Here is a 22,954-nt window from a genome sequence, read left to right as displayed (position 1 = left end):
ATGTTGGCTCTTGAAGACAGTAAAACTGTTATTTATGACAGTGATATCTGTTTCGGCTTTCGCACTATCGTGGCGCTGTCAAACGGATCTGGCTGTCGGGATGGATGGTTTGTCGGCATCCCCTGATTGCATGGAACCCTTACTTCAGGAGGATAACGGCATGACAGCGCAAGCCAACACGCAGCAAATACCAGGTGATGTGGATGTGGGATTTGCTGACAACGGGATGATCAATATTCCGCAAGACTCCTCTCAATGTGTCGTTGAAACATCTGCCGGGAAACTTCTTTACGTGGCTCAAACAGGCCGTGTCTCATGGGTTTATCGAGCCATGGCTGATGGCACTTCCGATCCGACCTTCCCACCGTTCCCGTGGGACTTCGCCAAAGGTCAATTTGAAAGGACCACACGTTTACTTGCTCGAGAAGATGGCAAATTCCTGTTGATTGGTGACACGGGTAGTGACCCCTTTACCAGGCAGGCTGCGATTACGCGATTCAACGAGGGAGGAAGTCCTGATTTAGTCTTTGGCACAAAAGTGTTGCCTTTACCCATCGATCCTGTCCCTCCGGGGCAGAGTTTGCAGACTTACGAACCTACGGGATGCCTCGCTGCTGACAACCATGTTTTAGTGGCCGCAAGTTACCAATTGGCTGACAACGACGGCGCAACTATCGATTCGGCAGGTAGGGTATACGCCCTTGATGACCAAGGTAATTCCGACACTGATTTTGAAGTCAGATTCGATGGTCTGATTACGACGATCCATAGCATCGGCGTCCTGTCAGACGAGCGCATCGTTGTGTTTGGGATTGTTGGCCATCCGTCATCAGACTCGAACGCGGTCTTGGCTTGCTATAACCGAGACGGCACGTTGAACAAAACCTTCGGCATTGACGGATTTTGGGAGAGCAACGATTCCACTAGTTTTGGTGCGATGGTGGTGGATGATGACAAGATAACCATCGCAGTTGTCACGTCGATTAATGACGATGGCAAACGTTATATTGCCGTGCAACGAGTATTGGGTGATGGCACTTCGGATAATACCTTCAACAATGGAGCGCCGTTGGTGGTTGATCTGGGTACCAGCTTTTTAAACATCCCCTCCATCACCGTACAACCAGATAAAAAAATCGTGGTTGGAGGGAGTGAGGATTTTCCTGAGCAGAAGTTGTACTGGCTGCGCATCACAGATGGCGGTGCACTCGACGCTTCTTTTGGTAACTCCGGGGTGGTTCGGCAGCAAGCTGGCCGCGTGAATGACATTATTGTGCAGCGCACCGGCAATCGAATCATCCTCGCGGTTGATCTGGGCTCAAGTGCAGGTCGAGATCCGAAAGTTTTGGGTATCTTGAGCTAATAGTGTTTTTACGAACGCGCAAGCAAAACAACCCGCCAATCGAGACGGGTTGTTTAATGGCCAAGCGCACCCAAAGGGGATTTGCATCAGGCCTGATAATGCAGGCATAAAAAACCCGCCAGAACCGGCGGGTTTTTTAGTGGCTAACGGAAGATCACTCTTCCAGGCTACCCATCGCAGTGGTGTTGAAGCCACCGTCTACATACATGATTTCGCCGCTGATGCCGGACGCCAGGTCCGAGCACAGGAAGGCGCCGGCGTTGCCGACTTCGTCGATGGTGACGTTGCGACGCAGCGGGGTTTGCGCTTCGTTGGCGGCCAGCATCTTGCGGAAGTTCTTGATGCCGGAAGCGGCGAGGGTGCGGATCGGGCCGGCCGATACGCAGTTGACGCGGGTGCCGTCCGGGCCCAGGGAACCGGCCAGGTAGCGCACGCCAGCTTCCAGCGAAGCCTTGGCCATGCCCATCACGTTGTAATTCGGCATGGTGCGCTCTGCACCCAGGTACGACAGGGTCAGCAGGCTGCCATTGCGGCCTTTCATCATTTCGCGGCCAGCTTTGGCCAGGGCCACGAAGCTGTAGGCGCTGATGTCGTGAGCGATGCGGAAACCTTCACGGGTGGTGGCTTCGGTGAAGTCGCCGTCCAGTTGGTCGCCCGGGGCGAAGCCGACGGAATGCACGATGCAATCCAGGCCGTCCCACTTCTTGCCCAGCTCAACGAAGACCTTGGCGATTTCCTCATCGCTGGCCACGTCGCATGGGAAGCACAGGTCCGGGTTGGAACCCCAGCTTTGTGCGAACTCTTCGACACGACCCTTGAGTTTGTCGTTCTGATAAGTGAAGGCAAGCTCAGCGCCCTCGCGATGCATGGCGGCAGCGATGCCGGATGCGATGGACAGCTTGCTGGCGACACCGACGATCAGTACGCGCTTACCGGCGAGAAAACCCATGTGTTGCTCCTCTCTTTCAGGTTATTGCGCAGTGGCCGGAGCCAGGAAAGCGGCTTCCAGCAACTGCTGTGTATACGGATGTTGGGGGGCGGCAAAGATACTTTGCGCGTCTCCCTGTTCGACCACTTGGCCCTGCTTGACCACCATCAGCTGGTGGCTCAGCGCCTTGACGACAGCCAGGTCATGGCTGATAAACAGATACGTCAGGTTGTACTTGGTTTGCAGTGAACGCAGCAGCTCCACCACTTGGCGTTGCACGGTGCGGTCGAGGGCCGATGTCGGCTCGTCCAGCAAAATCAACGCCGGTTTTAGCACTAATGCCCGGGCAATGGCGATTCTCTGCCGCTGCCCACCGGAAAATTCATGGGGGTAGCGGTTCCGGGTTTCCGGGTCCAGGCCTACCTCCTTCAATGCCGCAATAATCGCTTGTTCCTGTTCCGCCTCAGTGCCCATCTTGTGGATCCGCAGGCCTTCGCCGACGATCTGGCTCACGCACATCCGTGGGCTCAGGCTGCCGAACGGGTCTTGGAACACCACCTGCATCTCCCGGCGCAACGGCCGAACTTCGTTCTGCGTCAGGCAGTCTAGCTGCTTGCCCTCAAAACGGATGCCGCCTTTGCTGCCGATCAGCCGCAAAATCGCCAAACCCAACGTCGACTTGCCCGAACCACTTTCTCCCACAATCCCCAGGGTCTGTCCCAGGGGCAGGCTGAAATTGATGCCGTCCACCGCTTTGATGTGATCGACGGTCTTTTTCAGAAAGCCTTTCTTGATGGGGAACCAGACTTTCAGGTCCTCGACTTGCAGCAAGGGCGGGCCGATAACATTGGTCGCCGGCTTGCCGCTGGGCTCCGCTGCCAGCAGTTCCCGAGTGTACGGATGCTGCGGCGCGCGGAACAACTCTTCGCACGATGCCTGTTCGACGATGCAACCGCGCTGCATGACACATACGCGATGCGCAATTCTTCGCACAAGGTTCAAATCATGACTGATCAGTAGCAATGCCATGCCCAGGCGGGCCTGCAATTCCTTGAGCAGTTCGAGGATTTTCAGCTGAACGGTCACGTCCAGCGCGGTGGTTGGCTCGTCGGCAATCAGCAGCTCGGGCTCGTTGGCCAGGGCCATGGCGATCATCACCCGCTGGCGCTGGCCGCCGGACAGCTCGTGGGGCAAGGCCTTGAGGCGCTTGTGCGGCTCAGGAATGCCGACCATCTCCAACAACTCCAACGTGCGCTTGGTCGCCACTTTGCCGACCAGGCCCTTGTGGATGCCCAGCACCTCGTTGATCTGCTTCTCGATCGAGTGCAGCGGATTGAGCGAGGTCATCGGCTCCTGGAAGATCATCGCGATCCGGTTGCCGCGGATGTGGCGGATGGTTTTCTCTTTCAGGCTCAGCAGGTCTTGCCCGGAATACTCGATGGTCCCGGACGGATGCCGGGCGAGCGGGTAGGGCAGCAGTCGCAGGATCGAGTGCGCGGTCACCGATTTGCCGGAGCCGCTTTCGCCGACCAGTGCCAGGGTTTCGCCGCGCTTGATGTCGAAGCTGACGCCTTCAACCACCCGCTGACAGCGTTCGCCGACGACGAATTCGACGGCCAGGTCGCGCACTTCGATCAGATTGTCCTGATTCATTTCACTTCCTCGGGTCGAAGGCATCGCGAGCGGACTCGCCGATAAACACCAGCAAACTCAACATCAGGGCCAGCACGGCAAACGCGCTCATGCCCAGCCACGGCGCTTGCAGGTTGGATTTGCCCTGGGCCACCAGTTCACCCAACGACGGCGCGCCCGGCGGTAGACCGAAGCCCAGGAAGTCGAGCGCGGTCAGGGTGCCGATGGCGCCGGTCAAAATGAACGGCATGAAGGTCATGGTCGAAACCATGGCGTTGGGCAGGATGTGACGGAACATGATCGCGCCATTCTGCATCCCCAGTGCCCGGGCTGCGCGCACATACTCCAGGTTACGCCCGCGCAGGAACTCGGCGCGCACCACGTCCACCAGGCTCATCCACGAGAACAGCAGCATGATCCCCAGCAGCCACCAGAAGTTCGGCTGCACGAAACTGGCGAGGATGATCAGCAAATACAGGACCGGCAGCCCAGACCAGATCTCCAGGAAACGCTGCCCGGCCAGATCCACCCAGCCGCCATAGAACCCCTGCAAGGCCCCGGCAATCACGCCGATGATCGAGCTGAGAATGGTCAGGGTCAACGCAAACAGCACCGAAATGCGGAAGCCGTAAATCACCCGCGCCAACACATCGCGGCCCTGGTCGTCGGTGCCCAGCAGGTTGTCGGCCGAAGGTGGCGCCGGCGCCGGGACTTTCAGGTCGTAGTTGATGCTTTGGTAGCTGTAGGGAATCGGCGCCCACAGCACCCAGGCGTCTTTGGCCTTGAGCAATTCGCGGATGTACGGGCTCTTGTAGTTGGCCTCCAGTGGGAATTCGCCGCCGAACGCGGTTTCCGGGTAGCGCTTGAGCGCCGGGAAATACCAACCATTGTCGTAATGCACCACCAGCGGTTTGTCGTTGGCGATCAGCTCTGCGCCGAGACTCAGGCCGAACAGCACCAGAAACAGCCACAGCGACCACCAGCCACGCTTGTTGGCCTTGAACAGTTCGAAGCGCCGGCGATTGAGCGGGGACAAATTCATCTCAATGCTCCCGGCTTTCGAAGTCGATGCGCGGATCGACAAAGGTGTACGTCAAATCGCCAATCAGTTTCACCACCAGCCCCAGCAATGTGAAGATAAACAGTGTGCCGAACACCACCGGGTAATCGCGGTTGATCGCCGCTTCGAAACTCATCAAACCGAGACCGTCCAGGGAGAAGATCACTTCCACCAGCAGCGAGCCGGTGAAGAAGATCCCGATAAACGCCGACGGGAAGCCGGCGATCACCAGCAGCATCGCATTGCGGAACACATGACCGTAAAGCACACGGTGATTGGTCAGGCCCTTGGCCTTGGCGGTGACCACGTACTGCTTGTTGATTTCGTCGAGGAAGCTGTTTTTGGTCAGCAGCGTCATGGTCGCGAAGTTGCCGATCACCAGCGCGGTCACCGGCAATGCCAGATGCCAGAAGTAATCGAGGATCTTGCCGGCGGTGCTCAGTTCATCGAAGTTGTTTGAAGTCAGCCCCCTGAGCGGGAACCAGTCCAGATAGCTGCCGCCGGCAAACACCACGATCAGCAGGATGGCGAACAGAAACGCCGGGATCGCATAACCGACGATGATCAACGAGCTGGTCCAGACATCGAAGTGGCTGCCATGTCGCGTCGCCTTGGCGATCCCCAGCGGGATCGACACCAGGTACATGATCAGCGTGCTCCACAACCCGAGCGAGATCGACACCGGCATCTTTTCCTTGATCAGGTCGATGACCTTGGCGTCGCGGAAGAAACTGTCGCCGAAATCCAGGGTGGCGTAGTTCTTGATCATGATCCACAAGCGTTCCGGCGCCGATTTGTCGAAGCCGTACATGTGCTCGATTTCCTTGACCAGCATCGGGTCCAGGCCCTGGGCGCCGCGATAGGCGGAGCCCGCCACCGAGACTTCGGCACCGCCGCCGGCAATGCGGCTGGTGGCGCCTTCGAAGCCTTCGAGCTTGGCGATCATCTGCTCCACCGGCCCGCCGGGGGCGGCCTGGATGATCACGAAGTTGATCAGCAAAATGCCGAGCAAGGTCGGGATGATCAGCAGCAGTCGCCGAAAAATATACGCCAGCATCTGATTACTCCGTGCCCGCAGGGTCGGCTTGCAGTTTGGTTTCGACTTCTACCGCAGGTTTGGCATCGGGCTTGACCCACCAGGTGTTAATGCCGATGTCGTACTTGGGGGAGATTTTCGGATGGCCGATGTGGTTCCAGTACGCCACGCGCCAGGTTTTGATGTGCCAGTTGGGGATCACGTAATAGCCCCATTGCAGCACGCGGTCCAGCGCTCGTGCATGGGCCACCAGACTTTTGCGCGAATCGGCGTTGATCAGCTGCTCGACCAGTTGATCGACTACCGGGTCCTTGAGGCCCATCGAATTGCGGCTGCCAGGTTTGTCGGCCGCGGCGGACATCCAGAACTCGCGCTGTTCGTTGCCCGGCGAGTTGGACTGCGGGAAGCTGCCGACGATCATGTCGAAGTCCCGTGAACGCACGCGGTTGATGTACTGCGAGACATCGACCCGGCGGATCACCAGGTCAATACCCAGGTCGCTGAGGTTGCGCTTGAACGGCAGCAGCACGCGTTCGAATTCGGTCTGGGCCAACAGGAACTCGATGGTCACCGGTTTGCCATTGGTGTCGACCATCTTGTCGTCGACGATCCGCCAGCCGGCCTCTTGCAGCAATTGGTAAGCCTCGCGCTGCTGGGTGCGGATCATGCCGCTGGCGTCGGTCATCGGGTTCTGGAACGCTTCGCTGAACACCTGCTCGGGGATCTTGCCCCGGAACGGGTCGAGGATCGCCAGTTGAGCGGCGTCGGGCAGACCGGTCGCGGCCATCTCCGAGTTTTCGAAGAAGCTGCGGGTGCGCACATAGGCACCGTTGAACAGTTGCTTGTTGGTCCACTCGAAGTCCAGCAGCAATGTCAGCGCCTGACGCACGCGTACATCTTGGAACACCGGGCGGCGCAGGTTGAACACAAAGCCTTGCATGCCGGTGGGGTTGCCGTTGGGGATCTGTTCCTTGATCAATCGGCCTTCGGTGACGGCTGGAGTGTTGTAGGCGTTGGCCCAGTTTTTCGCGGACATTTCCGCCCAATAGTCGAACTGCCCGGCCTTGAGGGCTTCCAGCGCGACGGTGTTGTCACGGTAGTAATCGGTGGTCATCACGTCGAAATTGTAGAAACCACGGTTGGCCGGCAGGTCCTTGCCCCAGTAATCCTTGACCCGCTCGTAGCGTATCGAGCGCCCGGCCTTCACTTCGGTCACCTTGTAGGGGCCGCTGCCCAATGGCATTTCAAGGTTGCCCTTGTTGAAGTCGCGGTTCGCCCACCAGTGCTTGGGCAACACTGGCAACTGGCCGAGGATCAGTGGCAGTTCACGGTTGTTGGTGTGCTTGAACTTGAACAGCACGGTAAGCGGGTCTTCGGCGACCGCCTCTTCGACATCGCTGTAGTAACCGCGATAGAGCGGGGCGCCGTCCTTGGTCAGGGTCTGGAAGCTGAACACCACGTCTTCGGCGCGCATCGGATGACCGTCGTGGAAGCGCGCTTCGGGACGCAGATAAAAGCGCACCCAGCTGTTGTCCGGGGCTTTCTCGATCTTGCCGGCGACCAGCCCGTATTCAGTGAAGGGTTCGTCCAGCCCCTGTTTGGCCAGGGTGTCGTAGATCATGCCGATGTCGTCGGCCGGTACGCCTTTGCTGATGAACGGGTTGAGGCTGTCGAAGCCGCCGAACCCTGCCTGGCGAAAGTTCCCGCCCTTGGGTGCGTCGGGGTTCACGTAGTCGAAATGCTTGAAGTCGGCCGGGTATTTAGGCGGCTCGTTGTACAGGGTCACGGCATGTTGCGGAGCGGCGCAGGCCAGTCCGGCGAACAGCAGACCGCTGGCCTGCAAGAGCAGGGCGCTTAGGGGTTTCATCGATCCTTCTCCGAAGATTTCAGCCACCACGCGGACAGGCCCAGGGTGTAGGGCGGCGTGGTGACGAAGGCGAACCGGTTGCGGTAGGCCAGGCGGTGATAATTAAGGTACCAGTTGGGAATGATGTAGTGCTGCCACAGCAAGACTCGATCCAGGGCTTTGCCGGCGGCCACTTGTTCGTCGCGGGTTTGCGCGGCGAGCAATTGTTCGAGCAGGTGATCCACCACCGGGTTGGCGATGCCGGCGTAGTTTTTACTGCCCTTGACCCCGACCTGGCTGGAATGGAAATACTGCCATTGCTCCAGGCCCGGGCTGAGGGTCTGGTTAAGCGTCATCAGGATCATGTCGAAATCGAACTGATCCAGGCGTTGTTTGTACTGAGCGCGATCGACCGTGCGCAGCCGGGCGTCGATGCCAATGCTGGCGAGGTTTTCGACGTAAGGCTGAAGGATGCGTTCCAGGTTCGGGTTGACCAGCAGGATCTCGAGCTTGAGCGGCTGGCCCTTGGCGTTCTCGATCCGTTGCCCATTGAGCTTCCAGCCGGCCTCGGCGAGCAGCGCCAGGGCCTTTCGCATGGTTTCCCGGGGAATGCCGCGACCTTCGGTCCTGGGCAGGCTGAACGGCTCGGTGAAGAGCTTGGCGGGCAGTTGCTCGCGATACGGCTTGAGCATCAGCCATTCGTGACCGACCGGCAGGCCCGTCGCGGAGAATTCGCTGTTGGGGTAGTAACTCATGGCGCGTTTGTAAGCGCCGCTGAACAGGGTGCGGTTGGTCCACTCGAAGTCGAACATCAGCCCCAGCGCTTCCCGGACCTTGCTCTCGGCGAAAGCCGGGCGCCGGCTGTTCATGAACAGGCCCTGGGTCTGGGTAGGGATCTGGTGCGGGATCTGCGCCTTGATCACGTCGCCGCGGCGCACGGCCGGGAAGTTGTAACCGTTGTCCCAGTTCTTCGCCTGGTGCTCGATGTAGATGTCGAATTCGCCGGCCTTGAAGGCTTCGAAGGCCACATCGCTGTCGCGGTAGAACTCGACTTCCATGCGGTCAACGTTGTATTTGCCGCGATTGACGGGCAGGTCCTTGCCCCAGTAATCCTTGACCCGTTCGAAAATAAGCTGGCGTCCGGGGGTTACCGACGTAATGCGGTACGGCCCGCTGCCCAGTGGTGGTTCGAAGGTGGTGGCCTTGAAATCACGACCTTTCCAGTAATGCTGCGGCAACACCGGCAACTCACCCAGGCGCAGGATCTGCAACGAATTGCCGGCGCGCTTGAAGACGAAGCGGATGCGCCGCGGGTTGAGGATGTCGACCCGCAACACTTCCTGAAGGCTGGTGCGGTACTGCGGATGACCGTCCTTGAGCAGCAAACGGTAGGAGAACGCCACGTCATAGGCGGTAATCGGCGTGCCGTCGTGGAATCGCGCTTCTGGACGCAGGTTGAACACCACCCAGCTGCGGTCTTCGCTGTACTCCACCGATTGGGCGATCAGGCCATAACTGGAGGTCGGCTCATCACCGGACGGCGCGTACTGGCCGGTGCCGACCATCAACGGTTCGTTGAGCTCGTTGATGCCGTATTGCAGGAAATTGGCGGTGGAAACCGGGCTTGAACCCTTGAACGTGTAAGGATTGAGCGTATCGAAGGTGCCAAACGCCATCACTCGCAACGTACCGCCCTTGGGCGCTTGCGGGTTGACCCAGTCGAAGTGGGTAAATCTGGCCGGGTACTTGAGCGTGCCGAACTGCGCATAACCATGGCTTTCGCTGATCGTCGCGCTTGCGGAGGAGCTCAAGGCCAGGCTGATCAGGAAGAGGAGGAGGGGGCGCTTCAAGTCAGAGATCCGATCCAGGCGGCTTGGGCTTTGTGGGCCGTACAGTAACAGCTTGTATCGACTGGAAAAAGACGGGGGCTTAATGCGTTGTTAACGGCTGGCGCTATAGCCCTGTGCATCGCAGAACCTGTGGCGAGGGGGCTTGCCCCCGTTGGGTCGCGAAGCGGCCCCTTACATCCTCTCAGATCAACCGCATTCGCAGGGTTTGCGACTGCTGCGCAGTCAAACGGGGCAAGCCCACTCGCCACAACAGCCCCTGGGTAGTACTTAACAAGTGCAGTAGTCCTCAAACTGCTGGCCAAAAAAAGCCCCTGAAATCAGGGGCTCGTTTTTAGCGTGGCGAAGAAACCGTCAACAACTGACCAGGTTTGAGAGCCTGACCGACACGCGGGTTCCAGCGCTTGAGGTGCTGCATTTCAACGTTGAAGCGCTTGGCGACGATGTACAACGAGTCGCCTTGCTTGACCTTGTATTGGGTCTGCGGCTTCTGTTTGTCGGCTTTGCTGTTGGTCTTGCTGTTCGCCGCCACGACGGTGTTGACGCGACCGCCGCTGCGTTTGGTGGTGTCCTGCATCACCAGGGTCTGGCCGACCTTGAGGTTCTTGCCGCTCATCTTGTTCCAGCGCTGCAGGTCCTTGACGTCGACCTTGTTGGCCTTGGCGATGGCGGCCAGGTTGTCGCCGCGTTTGACACGGTAGGCACGTTTGAGGCTGGCGACTTCGGATTCATCGGCACCTTCGAAGACCGGCTTGAGCGACTTCTTGCTGATCAACTCTTCAGGACGCATGGTCGAGAGGCTGGCAGTCAGCAACTGTGCCTTGGACGTTGGCACCAGCAAATGCTGGGGGCCGTCGATGGTGGTGCGCTGTTTGAAGGCCGGGTTGAGCTGGAACAACTCGTCTTCGTCGATGTTGGCCACCGCGGCAACCTTGGACAGGTCCATGCGCTGGTTGATTTCGACGACCTGGAAATACGGTTCGTTGGCGATCGGGTTGAGGTTCACGCCGTAGGCTTCGGGGGCCAGCACGACCTGGGACAAGGCCAGCAGCTTGGGCACGTAAGCCTGGGTTTCGGCTGGCAGCGGCAGGTTCCAGTAATCGGTCGGCAGACCGAGTTTCTCGTTGCGCTCGATGGCACGGCTGACCGTACCTTCACCGGCGTTGTAGGCCGCCAGGGCCAGCAGCCAGTCACCGTTGAACATGTCGTGCAGACGGGTCAGGTAATCCATGGCCGCGGTGGTCGAGGCGGTGATGTCGCGACGGCCATCATAGAAGCGGGTCTGACGCAGGTTGAAGTAACGGCCGGTGGAAGGAATGAATTGCCAAAGGCCCACCGCATTGGCCCGGGAATAGGCCATCGGGTTGTAGGCGCTTTCAATCACTGGCAGCAGCGCCAGCTCCAGCGGCATGTTGCGTTCTTCAAGGCGTTCGACGATGTAATGAATGTAGAGGCTGCCGCGTTCGCCGGCGTTTTCGAGGAAGGACGGGTTGCTGGCGAACCACAGCCGCTGTTGCTCGATGCGCGGGTTGACGCCCAGGTTGTCCTGCAACTGGAAGCCCTGGCGCATGCGCTCCCAGACATCCTGTGGAATTTGTGGAGTCGGCTTTTCGCTGAGCCAGATAGGTTTCTGCTTGGCGCGAGCGGCGATGTTCGGAGTGTGTGTCGCTTCGGTCTGCGGCACATGGCTGGAACAGCCCGCCAGAGTGGCGGACACAGCCACCGCGATGGCTTGAGCCAGGCGGGTCAATGCGTCTGAATTGATGGCTTTACGAATAGATGACGACATTGGCTGGAAGTAAGTTCCGGGCAAAAATGTCGGGCGATTCTAGAAAGCGTACCCTCTGCGGTCAACCATTCAGAATTTTTGTACCAACGGGGCGGCTACTTAGAACTTATCTTTCCAAGCCCGAAGTACAGCAAAAACCGCACTCGGAGCCCGGTTTTGGGTTCCATTCCGTTCGTCCACTTTTTCTTTAACGGATGTTTCGTCGACACGCAAAAACGGGTTGGTCAGCTTTTCAAGCGCCAAAGTAGAGGGCAGCGTCATGATTCCGGCTGCACGTTGCGCGGTGACTTTTTCCAGACGTGCGGCGGTGTCCCGATTGCCCGGTTCGACCGCTACGGCAAATTTCAGGTTGCTCAGGGTGTATTCATGCGTGCAGTAGACCAGTGTATCTTCGGGCAGGGCAGCGAGGCGGCTCAGCGAGGTGTGCATTTGTTCTGGCGTGCCTTCGAACAGGCGCCCGCAACCGGCGGCAAAAAGGGTATCGCCGCAGAACAGCAGGCCATGATGGTAATAGGCAATATGTCCCAGGGTGTGTCCGGGGACGGCGAAGACGTCGAAGTCCCAGCCCAGCACGCTGACACGGTCGTTGTCCTTGAGCGCCACGTCCCGCGCCGGAATGGTTTCGCTGGCCGGGCCGCAGACTTTCGCGTCTGTCGCTTTTTTCAGCTGCTCGACGCCGCCGACATGATCATGATGATGGTGAGTGATCAGGATATCGCTCAATACCCAGCCCGGATGCGCCGCCAGCCAGGCTTGCACGGGCGCGGCATCACCCGGATCGACCACGGCGCAGCGCTGGGTGTTGTGGTCTTGTAACAACCAAATGTAGTTGTCGGTGAAGGCGGGCAGGGCACTGATCTGTATCATCGTCGGATTCGCCAAGCTGAAAACAATGGCGCATCTTAGAACTTCCTGGCGCGTTGGAGAATGCAATGACCGATAAAGCGTTCGCTCAGGCCGATCCTGAGTGGCTGACGTTGATCAGCGCGGCCCGTGAATGGCTGTCCGGCCCGATCGGGCAATTTCTGCTGGATGAAGAGCGGCGCATGCTCGAAGACGAGCTGGGCCGCTTCTTCGGTGGCTATCTGGTGCATTACGGCCCGTCGGCCCAGACGCCGCCGTCGGCACCCCAGGTTCAGCGCAATGTGCGACTTGGCGCGCCGTTGCCGGGGGTCGAGATCGTCTGCGAAGAGCAGGCGTGGCCGTTGAGCGAGCATGCCGCTGATGTGGTGGTGATGCAGCACGGTCTGGATTTCTGCCTGTCGCCCCACGGCTTACTGCGTGAAGCGGCGAGCAGCGTGCGGCCCGGCGGGCATTTGCTGATCATCGGGATCAACCCCTGGAGCAGCTGGGGCTTGCGCCATGTGTTCGCTCACGACGGCTTGCGCAAGGCGCGCTGCATCTCGCCCTCGCGAGTGGGCGACTGGCTGAATCTGCTGGGCTTCGCGCTGGAGAAACGCCGCTTCGGGTGCTATCGTCCGCCGCTTGCTTCACCCGCCTGGCAGGCTCGTCTGGCCGGTTGGGAGCGCAAGGCCGGTGACTGGCAACTGTCGGGTGGCGGCTTCTATTTATTGGTGGCGCGCAAGATCGTGGTGGGCCTGCGACCCGTCCGTCAGGAGCGGCGCGAACCGATGGGCAAGCTGATTCCATTGCCGATGGCCAAGGTCAACCGTCGTAACATCGAGCCGTAACACACTCTTTATTTCCCGGCCGGGTTTGCCCCGGCCTAGGGCATCGTCGGTCACTGATTGGCGAGCCACCGCATTTTCTGGATAGATTGGCATGAGCGATAGCGTAGAACTCTTCACCGACGGCGCCTGCAAAGGCAACCCTGGCCCTGGCGGTTGGGGCGCGTTGCTGGTGTGCAAAGGCGTTGAAAAGGAACTGTGGGGCGGCGAAGCCAACACCACCAACAACCGCATGGAGCTGATGGGCGCGATTCGCGGCCTGGAAGAACTCAAGCGTTCCTGCGACGTGCTGCTGGTGACCGACTCCCAGTATGTGATGAAAGGCATCAACGAGTGGATGGACAACTGGAAGAAGCGCGGCTGGAAAACGGCGGCGAAGGAACCGGTCAAAAACGCTGACTTGTGGAAACTGCTGGACGAGCAGGTCAACCGCCACAACGTCACTTGGAAATGGGTGCGCGGGCACATCGGCCACCATGGCAACGAACGGGCGGACCAACTGGCCAACCGTGGTGTGGATGAAGTGCGCGGGTACAAGCAGGCCTGACTCAGCGCTGAACCTTTGTGAGAGCGAGCGGGCTCGCTCTCACAGGACCTCACAGTATCAGGATGGCGGTCGCCAGTTTTGGTCTGGCTATCTGCATCCAGGCTTTATAAACATTGCTAATGATTGCTGAAAGCTGCATGAGCGCCGCTCACTTGGCGGCACGCGCGCCGGATCCAGCGAGCGTGTTAACATCGCCGCTTTTGCACGATTGACCCGTTGAGAGCTGAGCGCTGATGGCCACCAGATCCGTTGTACTCGATACCGAAACCACCGGCATGCCGGTGACCGACGGCCACCGGATTATCGAAATCGGTTGTGTCGAGTTGATCGGTCGGCGCCTGACAGGCCGGCATTTCCACGTTTACCTGCAACCGGATCGCGAGAGTGACGAAGGTGCCATCGGCGTCCACGGTATCACCAACGAATTCCTGGTGGGCAAACCGCGTTTCACTGAAGTGGCCGATGAGTTTTTCGAATTCATCAAGGGCGCGCAGCTGATCATCCATAACGCAGCGTTCGACGTTGGCTTCATCAACAACGAATTCGCACTGATGGGCCAGCACGACCGTGCGGACATCACGCAACACTGCTCGATCCTCGACACTCTGATGATGGCCCGGGGACGTCACCCGGGGCAGCGCAACAGCCTTGATGCGTTGTGCAAACGTTATGGCGTCGACAACTCCGGCCGTGAACTCCACGGCGCCTTGCTCGACTCCGAGATCCTCGCCGACGTTTACCTGACCATGACCGGCGGCCAGACCAGCCTGTCGCTGGCCGGTAATGCGTCCGATGGCAACGGTTCCGGCGAAGGCGCGGACAACTCCGCCACGGAAATCCGCCGCTTGCCGGCCGATCGCCAGCCGACCCGGATCATCCCCGCCAGCGAAGATGACCTAGCCCGGCACGTGGCACGCCTGGAAGCCATCGCCAAGTCCGCCGGCGCTCCGTCGCTGTGGCAGCAATTGGTCGAGGCCAAGGCGCAGGCTTGAGCGCAATCTGATGTGACACGGCTTTTGTGGCGAGGGGGGGGGTGTGCCACAGGTCATTTGTTGAGAACCGTGCACACGGCCTGTAGCAGCTGCCGAGCTGCGCGAGGCCGCAGCCTCGCGCAGCTCGGCAGCTGCTACAAGGTGCGCTACACAGGTAACTGCGGAGCAACCTACCTGCAGGGCGCCGCCAAGCTCAACGTCTCCATTTCAGTTGGGGGTTGATGGCCACATGATGGTGCACTCATTGACCCGCTTCAGGGCATCGACGCTCGCCACATCCGCTTCAACCCTCTACCCTGAGCATATTGGCAGGCCACGGTCTGCAGCCTCAGGACACTGAGCCTCATGTATAAAGATTTGAAATTCCCGGTCTTGATCGTGCACCGCGACATCAAGGCCGACACCGTCGCCGGTGACCGCGTGCGTGGCATCGCCCGGGAACTGGAGCAGGAAGGCTTCAGCATCGTTTCGGCGGTGGATTACACCGAAGGGCGGCTGGTCGCTTCGACCCATCACGGCCTCTCCTGCATGTTGATTGCCGCAGAAGACGCCAGCGCCCATTCGCATTTGTTACACAATATGGCTGAATTGATCGGTCTGGCGCGTGTGCGTGCGCCGGACTTGCCGATCTTTGCGCTGGGCGAACAGGTCACGCTGGAAAACGCCCCGGCCGATGCCATGGCCGAGCTCAATCAACTGCGCGGCATTCTCTATCTGTTTGAAGACACCGTGCCCTTTCTGGCGCGGCAAGTGGCCCGGGCGGCCCGAAAATACCTGGATGGTTTGCTCCCGCCGTTTTTCAAGGCGCTGGTGCAACACACTGCCGATTCCAATTATTCCTGGCACACACCCGGTCATGGCGGCGGTGTGGCCTATCACAAAAGCCCGGTGGGGCAGGCGTTTCACCAGTTTTTCGGGGAGAACACCCTGCGCTCGGATTTGTCGGTATCGGTGCCGGAATTGGGCTCCTTGCTCGACCACACCGGCCCGCTGGCCGAGGCGGAAGCCAGGGCCGCGCGCAATTTCGGCGCCGATCACACCTTTTTCGTGATCAATGGCACCTCGACCGCCAACAAGATCGTCTGGCATTCGATGGTCGCTCGCGATGACCTGGTGCTGGTGGACCGCAACTGTCACAAGTCGGTGCTGCACTCGATCATCATGACCGGCGCGATCCCGTTGTACCTGTGCCCGGAGCGCAATGAGCTGGGGATCATCGGTCCGATTCCGCTGAGCGAATTCAGCCGCGAATCGATTCAGGCGAAGATCGACGCCAGCCCGCTGACCCAGGGCCGTGAGCCCAAGGTCAAGTTGGCCGTGGTGACCAATTCGACCTACGACGGCCTCTGCTACAACGCCGAACTGATCAAGCAAAACCTGGGTAACAGCGTCGAGGTCCTGCATTTCGACGAGGCCTGGTATGCCTACGCGGCGTTCCACGAGTTTTTCGCCGGCCGGTACGGCATGGGCACGTCCCGTGGCGAACACAGCCCGCTGGTGTTCACCACGCATTCCACGCACAAACTGCTGGCCGCGTTTAGCCAGGCCTCGATGATTCATGTCCAGGACGGCGGCGCGCGGCAACTGGACCGCGACCGCTTCAATGAAGCGTTCATGATGCACATCTCGACGTCGCCGCAGTACAGCATCATCGCCTCGCTGGACGTCGCATCGGCAATGATGGAAGGCCCGGCCGGGCGATCGCTGTTGCAGGAAATGTTCGACGAGGCGCTGAGTTTTCGTCGGGCCCTGGCCAATCTGCGCCAGCACATTGCCGCGGATGACTGGTGGTTCTCCATCTGGCAGCCGCCCTCGGTGGAAGGCATCGAGCGTGTGGTCACCGAAGACTGGTTGTTGCAACCTGACGCAGACTGGCATGGCTTCGGTGGTGTGACCGACGACTACGTGTTGCTCGACCCGATCAAGGTCACGCTGGTCATGCCTGGCCTGACCGCGGGTGGTGCACTGAGCGAGCGCGGGATTCCGGCGGCGGTGGTCAGCAAGTTCCTTTGGGAGCGAGGGTTGGTGGTCGAGAAGACCGGCCTGTATTCATTCCTGGTGCTGTTCTCGATGGGCATCACCAAGGGTAAATGGAGCACGCTGCTGACCGAGTTGCTGGAGTTCAAGCGCAGTTACGACGCCAACGTCAGTCTGGCTACGTGCCTCCCCTGTGTGGCGCAACAGAACGTCGCACGTTATCAGGGCATGGGGTTGCGGGATTTGTGCGATCAACTGCACGCCTGTTATCGCAGCAATGCCACGGCCAAACACCTCAAACGCATGTACACCGTGCTGCCGGAAATCGCCATGAAGCCGGCTGACGCCTATGATCATTTGGTGCGGGGTGAAGTGGAAGCGGTGTCGATCGATGCCCTGGAGGGGCGAATTGCCGCGGTGATGCTGGTGCCGTATCCACCCGGCATCCCGTTGATCATGCCGGGCGAGCGGTTCACCGAGTCGACCCGGTCGATCATCGATTACCTGTCGTTTGCTCGCACGTTCGACAGCAGCTTCCCCGGGTTTGTCGTTGATGTGCACGGATTGCAACACGAAGACGAGGGCAATGGACGGCATTACACCGTTGATTGCATCAAGGAATGAGGACCTTTCCCAGCATGCAACCGATCATGAATCCCAAATACCCAGGCCTCTCGGTGCGTGTCGCCGATGAGGGTTTCGCGCCCTATATCTGGGGCAGCGATTTCAGTTTTGAAGTCGCGGCCTATGGCGCAGCCGAAATCGGCAAACCGGTGGAGCAGTGGCGGGTGACGCCGATCACCCCTTATCGAAAGTGCTACGGCATTGATCCCGAGGAGTTCAGCAGCTTCCGCGATGCCGCGGACAGTGCGGTGTTCATGGCCTATCTCGATGATGAGCCCGTCGGCCATCTGGTGGTCAGCACCAACTGGAACGGCTTTGCCCATATCGACGAGTTGGCCGTGCATGCGCCGGCGCGCCGTCACGGTGTGGCCAAGGCGTTGCTGGACGTGGCGCAGTTCTGGAGTCGCAAGAAGAAGTTGCCGGGCATCATGCTCGAAACCCAGAACAACAATCTGGGGGCCTGCCGACTCTATGAGCGCTGTGGTTTCGTGATAGGCGGGATCGATCATCTGCGTTATCGCGGCATCGACCCGAACACGGCTGAAGTCGCACTGTTCTGGTATCGCCTGTTCGATAATCCGCTGGAAAACCCGCTCAGCTCGACAACATCGCCACGGCTTGTTCCGTGAGGATGTCCAGCAGCACCTGAACGGCCGGCATGGGCTCGCCGTTTTTCAGGGTCAGGGCATAGAGGCTGATCGGCACCGCAGGTGCCAGCGGGCAGACATCCAGGCCGCTCGATTTGGCACCGAGGGCGGTAAACGGGTCGACAATCGCCAGGCCTTCTCCGGCCTCGACCATGCTGCGCATCATCTGATGAGTCTGCACCCGTGTCTGGATGACCGGGGCAGGGCGCAAGGCATGCAGTTTGTTGTCGAGCGCCGGGCTCAGCGGATCATGACCTTCCAGACCAACCATCGACTGGCCGGCCAGATCTTGCAACGAAATATACTTCTGTTTGGGTTGCAGCCAGCCATGGGGCGCCAACAGCTGGAGTTTGCCTTGGGCAATCACCTGGCAATGAATGTCAGCGTGGTCGGGATCGTGCAGGCTCAGCCCCAGATCGCTTTCGCGTAGCAGCAGGTTTCTGACGATCTCGCGGGTGGGTTGGCTCAGCAGGGTGCAAGGCGCATCGGGAAGGCGTCGGCGCAGGGCGGCGATGCTGTGAGGCAATAACTGTTGGGCCAACGGCGGGGTGCAGATGATGCGCAGCGGGTGCGCCTGATATTGCTTGAGGCTGCTGGCCAGGCGCTGGACCGGCTCAAGCGCGTCGTAGACGTGGGCGATTTCAACCTGAAGCTCCCGCGCCTCGCGCGTAGCCTGCAGACGTCCACGCACGCTGGAAAACAGCATGAAACCCAACTGATCCTCGGCGTCGCGCAAAATGCCTTCGACCTCGGCCACCGGCAACTGCAGCCATTCGGCGGCGGTGCCCAGGTGACCGGTCTGCAAGAGCGCGTGGATCACTTCGATATGACGTAAACGCATGCGTGAAGTCCATGTTCAGCAGGTGAGGGAGTCAGTGACTGAATCCTAACTCAAGTGCGCGCATATGACTTCTGCTCATAACGCGGGGTTATGAGGCGGTGGTGATTTCCGGCCGGCTGCCGACATAGGTGTCGGGCTCGCGCACGATGGTGATGTTCGATTGCACCAGCAAAAACTGGTTGTCGTCGAGCTTATTGACGCGATCGCCAATGGCCAGTTTGTAGGTGGTCACAGGCGCCGAGCCAGTGAGGCCGTCATGCGAGGGGGTGGATTCCTGGAACTCATGCACGGAATAAACGCGGCCTTCCGCGTCTCTTGCATGGAACTGACCGACGAGTACTGCTGCCATCTGCTTAGAACCTCTGGAGATAAATCACTCAATTTGCGGTTCTGTAGACCGTGGTTAAGCGAAGTAAGTTTTCCTACAGGAAAAAAATAGTCAGGGGCGGTAAATTCAACAGCCCACTGGGTGAATCGTCATCTATAACTACAAGTCTTTCCATCGAACAGTCGAGAGTCTTCCATGAGCAACGTCTACACGATCGCCGTACTGGTCGGCAGCTTGAGAAAGGAATCGATCAACCGCAAGGTGGCGCTGGCTCTGGCCGACCTGGCGCCTGCCAATCTCAAGCTCACTATCGTCGAAATCGGCGATCTGCCGCTCTACAACGAAGACATCGATGGAGCTTTACCGCCGGCAGCCTACAGCACTTTCCGACAACAAGTGAGTTCATCCGACGCAGTGCTGTTCGTTACCCCTGAATACAACCGCTCGGTGCCGGCGCCGCTGAAGAACGCGATCGATGTGGGATCGCGTCCGTATGGCAAGAGCGCCTGGAGCGGCAAGCCAGGGGCGGTGATCAGCGTTTCGCCGGGCGCTGTCGGCGGGTTTGGGGCCAACCATCACTTGCGTCAGTCGATGGTGTTTCTGGATGTACCGTGCATGCAGCAACCGGAGGCCTATCTGGGAGGTGCCGGTTCGGCGTTCGATGAGGCGGGTAAATTGTCCGAGTCGGTGAAGCCGTTCTTGCAGAGCTTCATCAATGCGTATGGCAAATGGGTCGAGCAGCATAAGAAGGTGTGACCTAAACGCAGGACATCCCTTGTAGCAGCTGCCTTGTGGCGAGGGGATTTATCCCCGTTCGGCTGCGAAGCAGTCGCGAAATCAAGCAACGCGGTGCATCAGATAGACCGTGCGTTCAGGTTTACGACTGCTTCGCAGCCGAACGGGGATAAATCCCCTCGCTACAGGGCGTTGCTCGTCAGCTGATACTGAAGTCAGGTTATTCAGTCTTTGCTTTACTGCATATTCGAAATTCCATATATTCACGCCTCGTTTGCCCAGAGGCGTGTTCCCGCATGTCCAGTTCCCGTAGCCCCGTCGATATTTTCAAGGCCTTGGCCGATGACACCCGCAGCCGCATCGCACTGTTGATCGCTCGCGAAGGCGAGTTGTGCGTGTGTGAATTGACGGCCGGGCTGAACCTCAGCCAGCCAAAGATCTCCCGTCATCTGGCGCAATTGCGCAGCAATGGTCTGCTGGCAGACCGCCGTCAGGGGCAGTGGGTCTTTTATCGCCTGCACCCGCAATTGTCGCCGTGGGTCATCACGCTGTTGCAAGGTGCACTGGCTGATCACGCTGGCTGGCTGGCCGCTGATGTCGACCGTTTGCAGGCAATGGCTGATCGCCCGGCTCGCTGTTGCTAATCCCCCCGATTGTTTTTTGAAGGCTGTTCCGCATGCTTGTAGCGTCGCTGATTTTCCTGCTGACCATCACCCTGGTGATCTGGCAACCCAAAGGCCTGGGCGTAGGCTGGAGTGCGACATTCGGCGCAGTGCTGGCGCTGATTTTTGGGGTGGTGCACCTGGCTGATATCCCGATTGTGTGGCAGATCATCTGGAACGCCACGGGCACCTTCGTGGCGCTGATCATCATCAGTCTGCTGCTGGACGAGGCGGGGTTCTTTGCCTGGGCTGCGCTGCATGTGGCCCGTTGGGGAAAGGGCAGCGGGCGCAAACTCTTCGCTTATATGGTGCTGCTCGGGGCGCTGGTGTCGGCGTTGTTTGCCAATGACGGCGCGGCGCTGATTCTCACGCCGATTGTGATTTCCATGCTGCTGGCGTTGCGCTTTTCCCCGGCGGCGACGTTGGCGTTTGTGATGGGCGCCGGTTTCATCGCCGACACCGCGAGCCTGCCGTTGGTGGTGTCGAACCTGGTGAACATCGTTTCGGCGGACTTCTTCAACATCACGTTCAACCGCTATGCGGCGGTGATGATTCCGGTCAACTTCGTCAGTGTCGCCGCTACGCTGGCGATGCTGATGTGGTTTTTCCGTCGCGACATCCCCAAGGATTACGACCCCGAACAACTGGAACATCCGTCGACGGCGATCCATGACAAGGCGACGTTTTATGCCGGTTGGGCAGTGCTGGCCATACTGTTGATTGGCTGCTTCGCCCTTGAGCCGCTGGGCATTCCGATCAGCGCCATTTCCGCCGTCTGTGCCGCGTTGCTGCTGGCCATCGCCGCCCGTGGCCACAAGATTTCCACGCGCAAGGTGATGAAAGAAGCGCCGTGGCAGATCGTGATTTTCTCGCTGGGCATGTATCTGGTGGTGTATGGCCTGCGCAATGCCGGGCTCACCGGGTATCTGGCGGGGTGGCTGGACGGGTTCGCAAACTACGGCATTTGGGGCGCAGCCATGGGCACGGGCGTGCTGACGGCGCTGTTGTCGTCGATGATGAACAACTTGCCGACGGTGTTGATTGGTTTGCTGTCGATCGATGCCAGCCAGGCCACGGGGGCGGTGAAGGAAGCGATGATTTATGCCAACGTCATTGGCAGCGACCTGGGGCCGAAGATCACGCCGATTGGCAGTCTGGCGACGTTGTTGTGGCTGCATGTACTGCAGCGCAAGAATATCCGGATTGGCTGGGGGTATTACTTCAAGGTCGGGGTGGTGTTGACGGTACCGGTTTTGTTGGTGACGTTGGCGGCTTTGGCGTTGCGGTTATCCATTTAGAACGGGGTGGCCTCTTCGCGGGCAAGCCTCGCTCCTACAGATTTATGTCGAATGCAAATTCGGCGAACGACACAAAACCTGTAGGAGCGAGGCTTGCCCGCGAAGGGGCCAGTCCAGGCACTACAAATCTTAGCCACTGCCCGCCACATTCGGCCAAAGGTCCGCGACCAGAAACAACCGCTCCGCTTCCTCCCAATCCCCCTGCGCATTCTCGATCAGTCGCACCATCAACTGCGCCGGGGCCAAAGGCTCCAGATCACTGAGCCATGCCTCCAGTTGCTCGGTGTTCCAGGTCTGTTCCGCCGGATAATGCGCCGGCGCCAGCCAGGCATGGCGCGGCAGGGGTTGCCAGCGCCCGAACGGGCGCTGCACGACAAAATCCGCCCAATCCTTCTGATGCAGCCAGCTGCCGCGCAGGTGCTGCGGATGCGCGCCGTGGGGTGGCTCGGCTTCTCCTGGCCACGGATACAGCAGATAACCGCCCAGCCACAGATGTGCGCTGAACTGTTGAACATCCAGCGCCGCCAGCACCTCGCGACTCTCGGGTCGGGCGGAGATGGGCAATTGATGCTGTGACAGATGTGCCAGTTTGCGGTCCAGTCGATCATGACAACCCGGCCCGAGCCACTGCGCCGAGTCCTGTCCGTCGCCATTCTGCGGGCCCAGATAGAGTTTGATCGCCAGTTCCAGGTGATGCACGCCGTCGCGATCGCGCAACAGCATGTCCAGCTCGCCCAAGGTGTGGCCTTCGCGGCGGATCGGCATATTGGCGGCAATCAACTCGATACCCGGCGCATGGCGCACGGCGTATTGCCACAAGCGTTCGTAATACAAGCCCAGTCGCCGGGTCCTGGCCTGTGCCAGCCAATGCAGCAGGTCATAACTGTCACGGTCGAGTTGCTTCAGCCAGCGTTCCAGCTGATCAGGTGCCTGCACCCAGTCACTGCCGGCCAGCGGATGGCGTTGAGGCCACGGGGTGATGTCGAGCATCGGCGGCGCGAGGATGACCCAGGCCAGGTCGCGCACTTCGGGGTGGCGTAACTGGTGGGGTAACTGGAGCAAATCGGGAAATAGGATCATCTTGCGAGCATAGCCCTAAACATGAGTACACCCT

The 22,954-nt window shown here is 59.5% G+C and carries 20 protein-coding genes; 9 read left to right on the top strand and 11 right to left on the bottom strand.

Annotated features, from left to right (window positions below; translation table 11 throughout):
• The first annotated feature begins 160 nt into the window (after nucleotides 1-160).
• Complete coding sequence (locus tag ACA068_RS16605; protein ID WP_497303257.1) at nucleotides 161-1,363, top strand: NHL repeat-containing protein; 1,203 nt, start codon at nucleotides 161-163, stop codon at nucleotides 1,361-1,363.
• Nucleotides 1,364-1,517: 154 nt separating this feature from the next.
• Here ACA068_RS16605 and fabI read toward each other — a convergent pair whose 3' ends face one another.
• The 8 genes from fabI to gloB all read right to left on the bottom strand — a co-directional run bounded on the left by fabI (nucleotide 1,518) and on the right by gloB (nucleotide 12,368).
• The gene (fabI, locus tag ACA068_RS16600; RefSeq protein ID WP_008152082.1) at nucleotides 1,518-2,312 is read right to left on the bottom strand and encodes an enoyl-ACP reductase FabI; all 795 of its coding nucleotides are present in this window, start codon (nucleotides 2,310-2,312) and stop codon (nucleotides 1,518-1,520) included.
• 21 nt (nucleotides 2,313-2,333) lie between these two features.
• Nucleotides 2,334-3,944, bottom strand: a complete 1,611-nt coding sequence (locus ACA068_RS16595) for an ABC transporter ATP-binding protein (protein ID WP_497303255.1) — start codon at nucleotides 3,942-3,944, stop codon at nucleotides 2,334-2,336.
• Between the two features lies 1 nt (nucleotide 3,945).
• A complete protein-coding gene (locus ACA068_RS16590) occupies nucleotides 3,946-4,965 on the bottom strand; it encodes an ABC transporter permease (protein WP_010459784.1) in 1,020 nt (339 codons plus the stop codon).
• 1 nt (nucleotide 4,966) lies between these two features.
• Complete coding sequence (locus tag ACA068_RS16585) at nucleotides 4,967-6,040, bottom strand: microcin C ABC transporter permease YejB (RefSeq protein ID WP_497303253.1); 1,074 nt, start codon at nucleotides 6,038-6,040, stop codon at nucleotides 4,967-4,969.
• Between the two features lie 4 nt (nucleotides 6,041-6,044).
• The gene (locus tag ACA068_RS16580) at nucleotides 6,045-7,886 is read right to left on the bottom strand and encodes an extracellular solute-binding protein (RefSeq protein WP_497303251.1); all 1,842 of its coding nucleotides are present in this window, start codon (nucleotides 7,884-7,886) and stop codon (nucleotides 6,045-6,047) included.
• Nucleotides 7,883-9,691, bottom strand: a complete 1,809-nt coding sequence (locus ACA068_RS16575) for an extracellular solute-binding protein (protein ID WP_497310610.1) — start codon at nucleotides 9,689-9,691, stop codon at nucleotides 7,883-7,885. The genes ACA068_RS16580 and ACA068_RS16575 overlap by 4 nt, the downstream gene beginning before the upstream one ends.
• Before the next feature lie 355 nt (nucleotides 9,692-10,046).
• Entirely contained in the window at nucleotides 10,047-11,501 is a 1,455-nt protein-coding gene (locus ACA068_RS16570; protein ID WP_497303249.1) for a transglycosylase SLT domain-containing protein, read from the bottom strand.
• Between the two features lie 99 nt (nucleotides 11,502-11,600).
• Nucleotides 11,601-12,368, bottom strand: coding sequence for a hydroxyacylglutathione hydrolase (gene gloB, locus ACA068_RS16565; RefSeq protein ID WP_497303247.1), 768 nt, complete (start codon nucleotides 12,366-12,368; stop codon nucleotides 11,601-11,603).
• A 65-nt stretch (nucleotides 12,369-12,433) separates the two neighbouring features.
• On the opposite strand from gloB, the gene ACA068_RS16560 reads away from it, so the two are divergent.
• The 5 genes from ACA068_RS16560 (at nucleotide 12,434) to ACA068_RS16540 (ending at nucleotide 17,958) form a co-directional block, all read left to right on the top strand.
• Nucleotides 12,434-13,192: a class I SAM-dependent methyltransferase gene (locus ACA068_RS16560; RefSeq protein ID WP_497303245.1), complete on the top strand. Its 759-nt coding sequence runs from the start codon at nucleotides 12,434-12,436 to the stop codon at nucleotides 13,190-13,192.
• A 91-nt stretch (nucleotides 13,193-13,283) separates the two neighbouring features.
• Nucleotides 13,284-13,736: a ribonuclease HI gene (gene rnhA, locus ACA068_RS16555; protein WP_008028618.1), complete on the top strand. Its 453-nt coding sequence runs from the start codon at nucleotides 13,284-13,286 to the stop codon at nucleotides 13,734-13,736.
• A gap of 233 nt (nucleotides 13,737-13,969) precedes the next feature.
• Nucleotides 13,970-14,728: a DNA polymerase III subunit epsilon gene (dnaQ, locus tag ACA068_RS16550; protein ID WP_131062909.1), complete on the top strand. Its 759-nt coding sequence runs from the start codon at nucleotides 13,970-13,972 to the stop codon at nucleotides 14,726-14,728.
• Between the two features lie 345 nt (nucleotides 14,729-15,073).
• Nucleotides 15,074-17,329, top strand: a complete 2,256-nt coding sequence (locus ACA068_RS16545) for an Orn/Lys/Arg family decarboxylase (RefSeq protein ID WP_497303243.1) — start codon at nucleotides 15,074-15,076, stop codon at nucleotides 17,327-17,329.
• Between the two features lie 14 nt (nucleotides 17,330-17,343).
• Nucleotides 17,344-17,958, top strand: coding sequence for a GNAT family N-acetyltransferase (locus tag ACA068_RS16540; protein ID WP_010459805.1), 615 nt, complete (start codon nucleotides 17,344-17,346; stop codon nucleotides 17,956-17,958).
• Here the strand turns inward: ACA068_RS16540 and ACA068_RS16535 are convergent.
• The gene (locus tag ACA068_RS16535; protein ID WP_497303241.1) at nucleotides 17,924-18,817 is read right to left on the bottom strand and encodes a LysR family transcriptional regulator; all 894 of its coding nucleotides are present in this window, start codon (nucleotides 18,815-18,817) and stop codon (nucleotides 17,924-17,926) included. The two genes, ACA068_RS16540 and ACA068_RS16535, sit on opposite strands and share 35 nt — an antisense overlap.
• 88 nt (nucleotides 18,818-18,905) lie before the next feature.
• Nucleotides 18,906-19,166 carry a hypothetical protein gene (locus ACA068_RS16530; protein WP_094467661.1) on the bottom strand — a complete coding sequence of 87 codons (261 nt, stop codon included), beginning with the start codon at nucleotides 19,164-19,166 and terminating at the stop codon, nucleotides 18,906-18,908.
• A 174-nt stretch (nucleotides 19,167-19,340) separates the two neighbouring features.
• On the opposite strand from ACA068_RS16530, the gene ACA068_RS16525 reads away from it, so the two are divergent.
• From ACA068_RS16525 to ACA068_RS16515, 3 genes are all read left to right on the top strand, one after another.
• Nucleotides 19,341-19,901, top strand: a complete 561-nt coding sequence (locus ACA068_RS16525) for an NADPH-dependent FMN reductase (protein ID WP_497303239.1) — start codon at nucleotides 19,341-19,343, stop codon at nucleotides 19,899-19,901.
• Nucleotides 19,902-20,176: 275 nt separating this feature from the next.
• Nucleotides 20,177-20,524, top strand: a complete 348-nt coding sequence (locus tag ACA068_RS16520; RefSeq protein WP_497303237.1) for a metalloregulator ArsR/SmtB family transcription factor — start codon at nucleotides 20,177-20,179, stop codon at nucleotides 20,522-20,524.
• Between the two features lie 32 nt (nucleotides 20,525-20,556).
• A complete protein-coding gene (locus tag ACA068_RS16515; RefSeq protein ID WP_497303235.1) occupies nucleotides 20,557-21,840 on the top strand; it encodes an arsenic transporter in 1,284 nt (427 codons plus the stop codon).
• 129 nt (nucleotides 21,841-21,969) lie between these two features.
• On the opposite strand, the gene ACA068_RS16510 is transcribed toward ACA068_RS16515, so the two are convergent.
• Nucleotides 21,970-22,920: a DUF1853 family protein gene (locus ACA068_RS16510; protein ID WP_497303233.1), complete on the bottom strand. Its 951-nt coding sequence runs from the start codon at nucleotides 22,918-22,920 to the stop codon at nucleotides 21,970-21,972.
• Nucleotides 22,921-22,954: the final 34 nt, after the last annotated feature.

Source organism: Pseudomonas sp. LBUM1660, assembly GCF_059695935.1.
The sequence above is the reverse complement of the archived record's forward strand: the minus strand, read 5'-3'. Positions and strand labels throughout refer to the sequence as shown.

Coding starts and splice junctions, on each gene's coding strand:
- ACA068_RS16605 (WP_497303257.1), top strand. CDS start 161: ATGACAGCGCAAGCCAACACGCAGCAAATACCAGGTGATGTGGATGTG.
- fabI (WP_008152082.1), bottom strand. CDS start 2,312: ATGGGTTTTCTCGCCGGTAAGCGCGTACTGATCGTCGGTGTCGCCAGC.
- ACA068_RS16595 (WP_497303255.1), bottom strand. CDS start 3,944: ATGAATCAGGACAATCTGATCGAAGTGCGCGACCTGGCCGTCGAATTC.
- ACA068_RS16590 (WP_010459784.1), bottom strand. CDS start 4,965: ATGAATTTGTCCCCGCTCAATCGCCGGCGCTTCGAACTGTTCAAGGCC.
- ACA068_RS16585 (WP_497303253.1), bottom strand. CDS start 6,040: ATGCTGGCGTATATTTTTCGGCGACTGCTGCTGATCATCCCGACCTTG.
- ACA068_RS16580 (WP_497303251.1), bottom strand. CDS start 7,886: ATGAAACCCCTAAGCGCCCTGCTCTTGCAGGCCAGCGGTCTGCTGTTC.
- ACA068_RS16570 (WP_497303249.1), bottom strand. CDS start 11,501: ATGTCGTCATCTATTCGTAAAGCCATCAATTCAGACGCATTGACCCGC.
- gloB (WP_497303247.1), bottom strand. CDS start 12,368: ATGATACAGATCAGTGCCCTGCCCGCCTTCACCGACAACTACATTTGG.
- ACA068_RS16560 (WP_497303245.1), top strand. CDS start 12,434: ATGACCGATAAAGCGTTCGCTCAGGCCGATCCTGAGTGGCTGACGTTG.
- rnhA (WP_008028618.1), top strand. CDS start 13,284: ATGAGCGATAGCGTAGAACTCTTCACCGACGGCGCCTGCAAAGGCAAC.
- dnaQ (WP_131062909.1), top strand. CDS start 13,970: ATGGCCACCAGATCCGTTGTACTCGATACCGAAACCACCGGCATGCCG.
- ACA068_RS16545 (WP_497303243.1), top strand. CDS start 15,074: ATGTATAAAGATTTGAAATTCCCGGTCTTGATCGTGCACCGCGACATC.
- ACA068_RS16540 (WP_010459805.1), top strand. CDS start 17,344: ATGCAACCGATCATGAATCCCAAATACCCAGGCCTCTCGGTGCGTGTC.
- ACA068_RS16535 (WP_497303241.1), bottom strand. CDS start 18,817: ATGCGTTTACGTCATATCGAAGTGATCCACGCGCTCTTGCAGACCGGT.
- ACA068_RS16530 (WP_094467661.1), bottom strand. CDS start 19,166: ATGGCAGCAGTACTCGTCGGTCAGTTCCATGCAAGAGACGCGGAAGGC.
- ACA068_RS16525 (WP_497303239.1), top strand. CDS start 19,341: ATGAGCAACGTCTACACGATCGCCGTACTGGTCGGCAGCTTGAGAAAG.
- ACA068_RS16520 (WP_497303237.1), top strand. CDS start 20,177: ATGTCCAGTTCCCGTAGCCCCGTCGATATTTTCAAGGCCTTGGCCGAT.
- ACA068_RS16515 (WP_497303235.1), top strand. CDS start 20,557: ATGCTTGTAGCGTCGCTGATTTTCCTGCTGACCATCACCCTGGTGATC.
- ACA068_RS16510 (WP_497303233.1), bottom strand. CDS start 22,920: ATGATCCTATTTCCCGATTTGCTCCAGTTACCCCACCAGTTACGCCAC.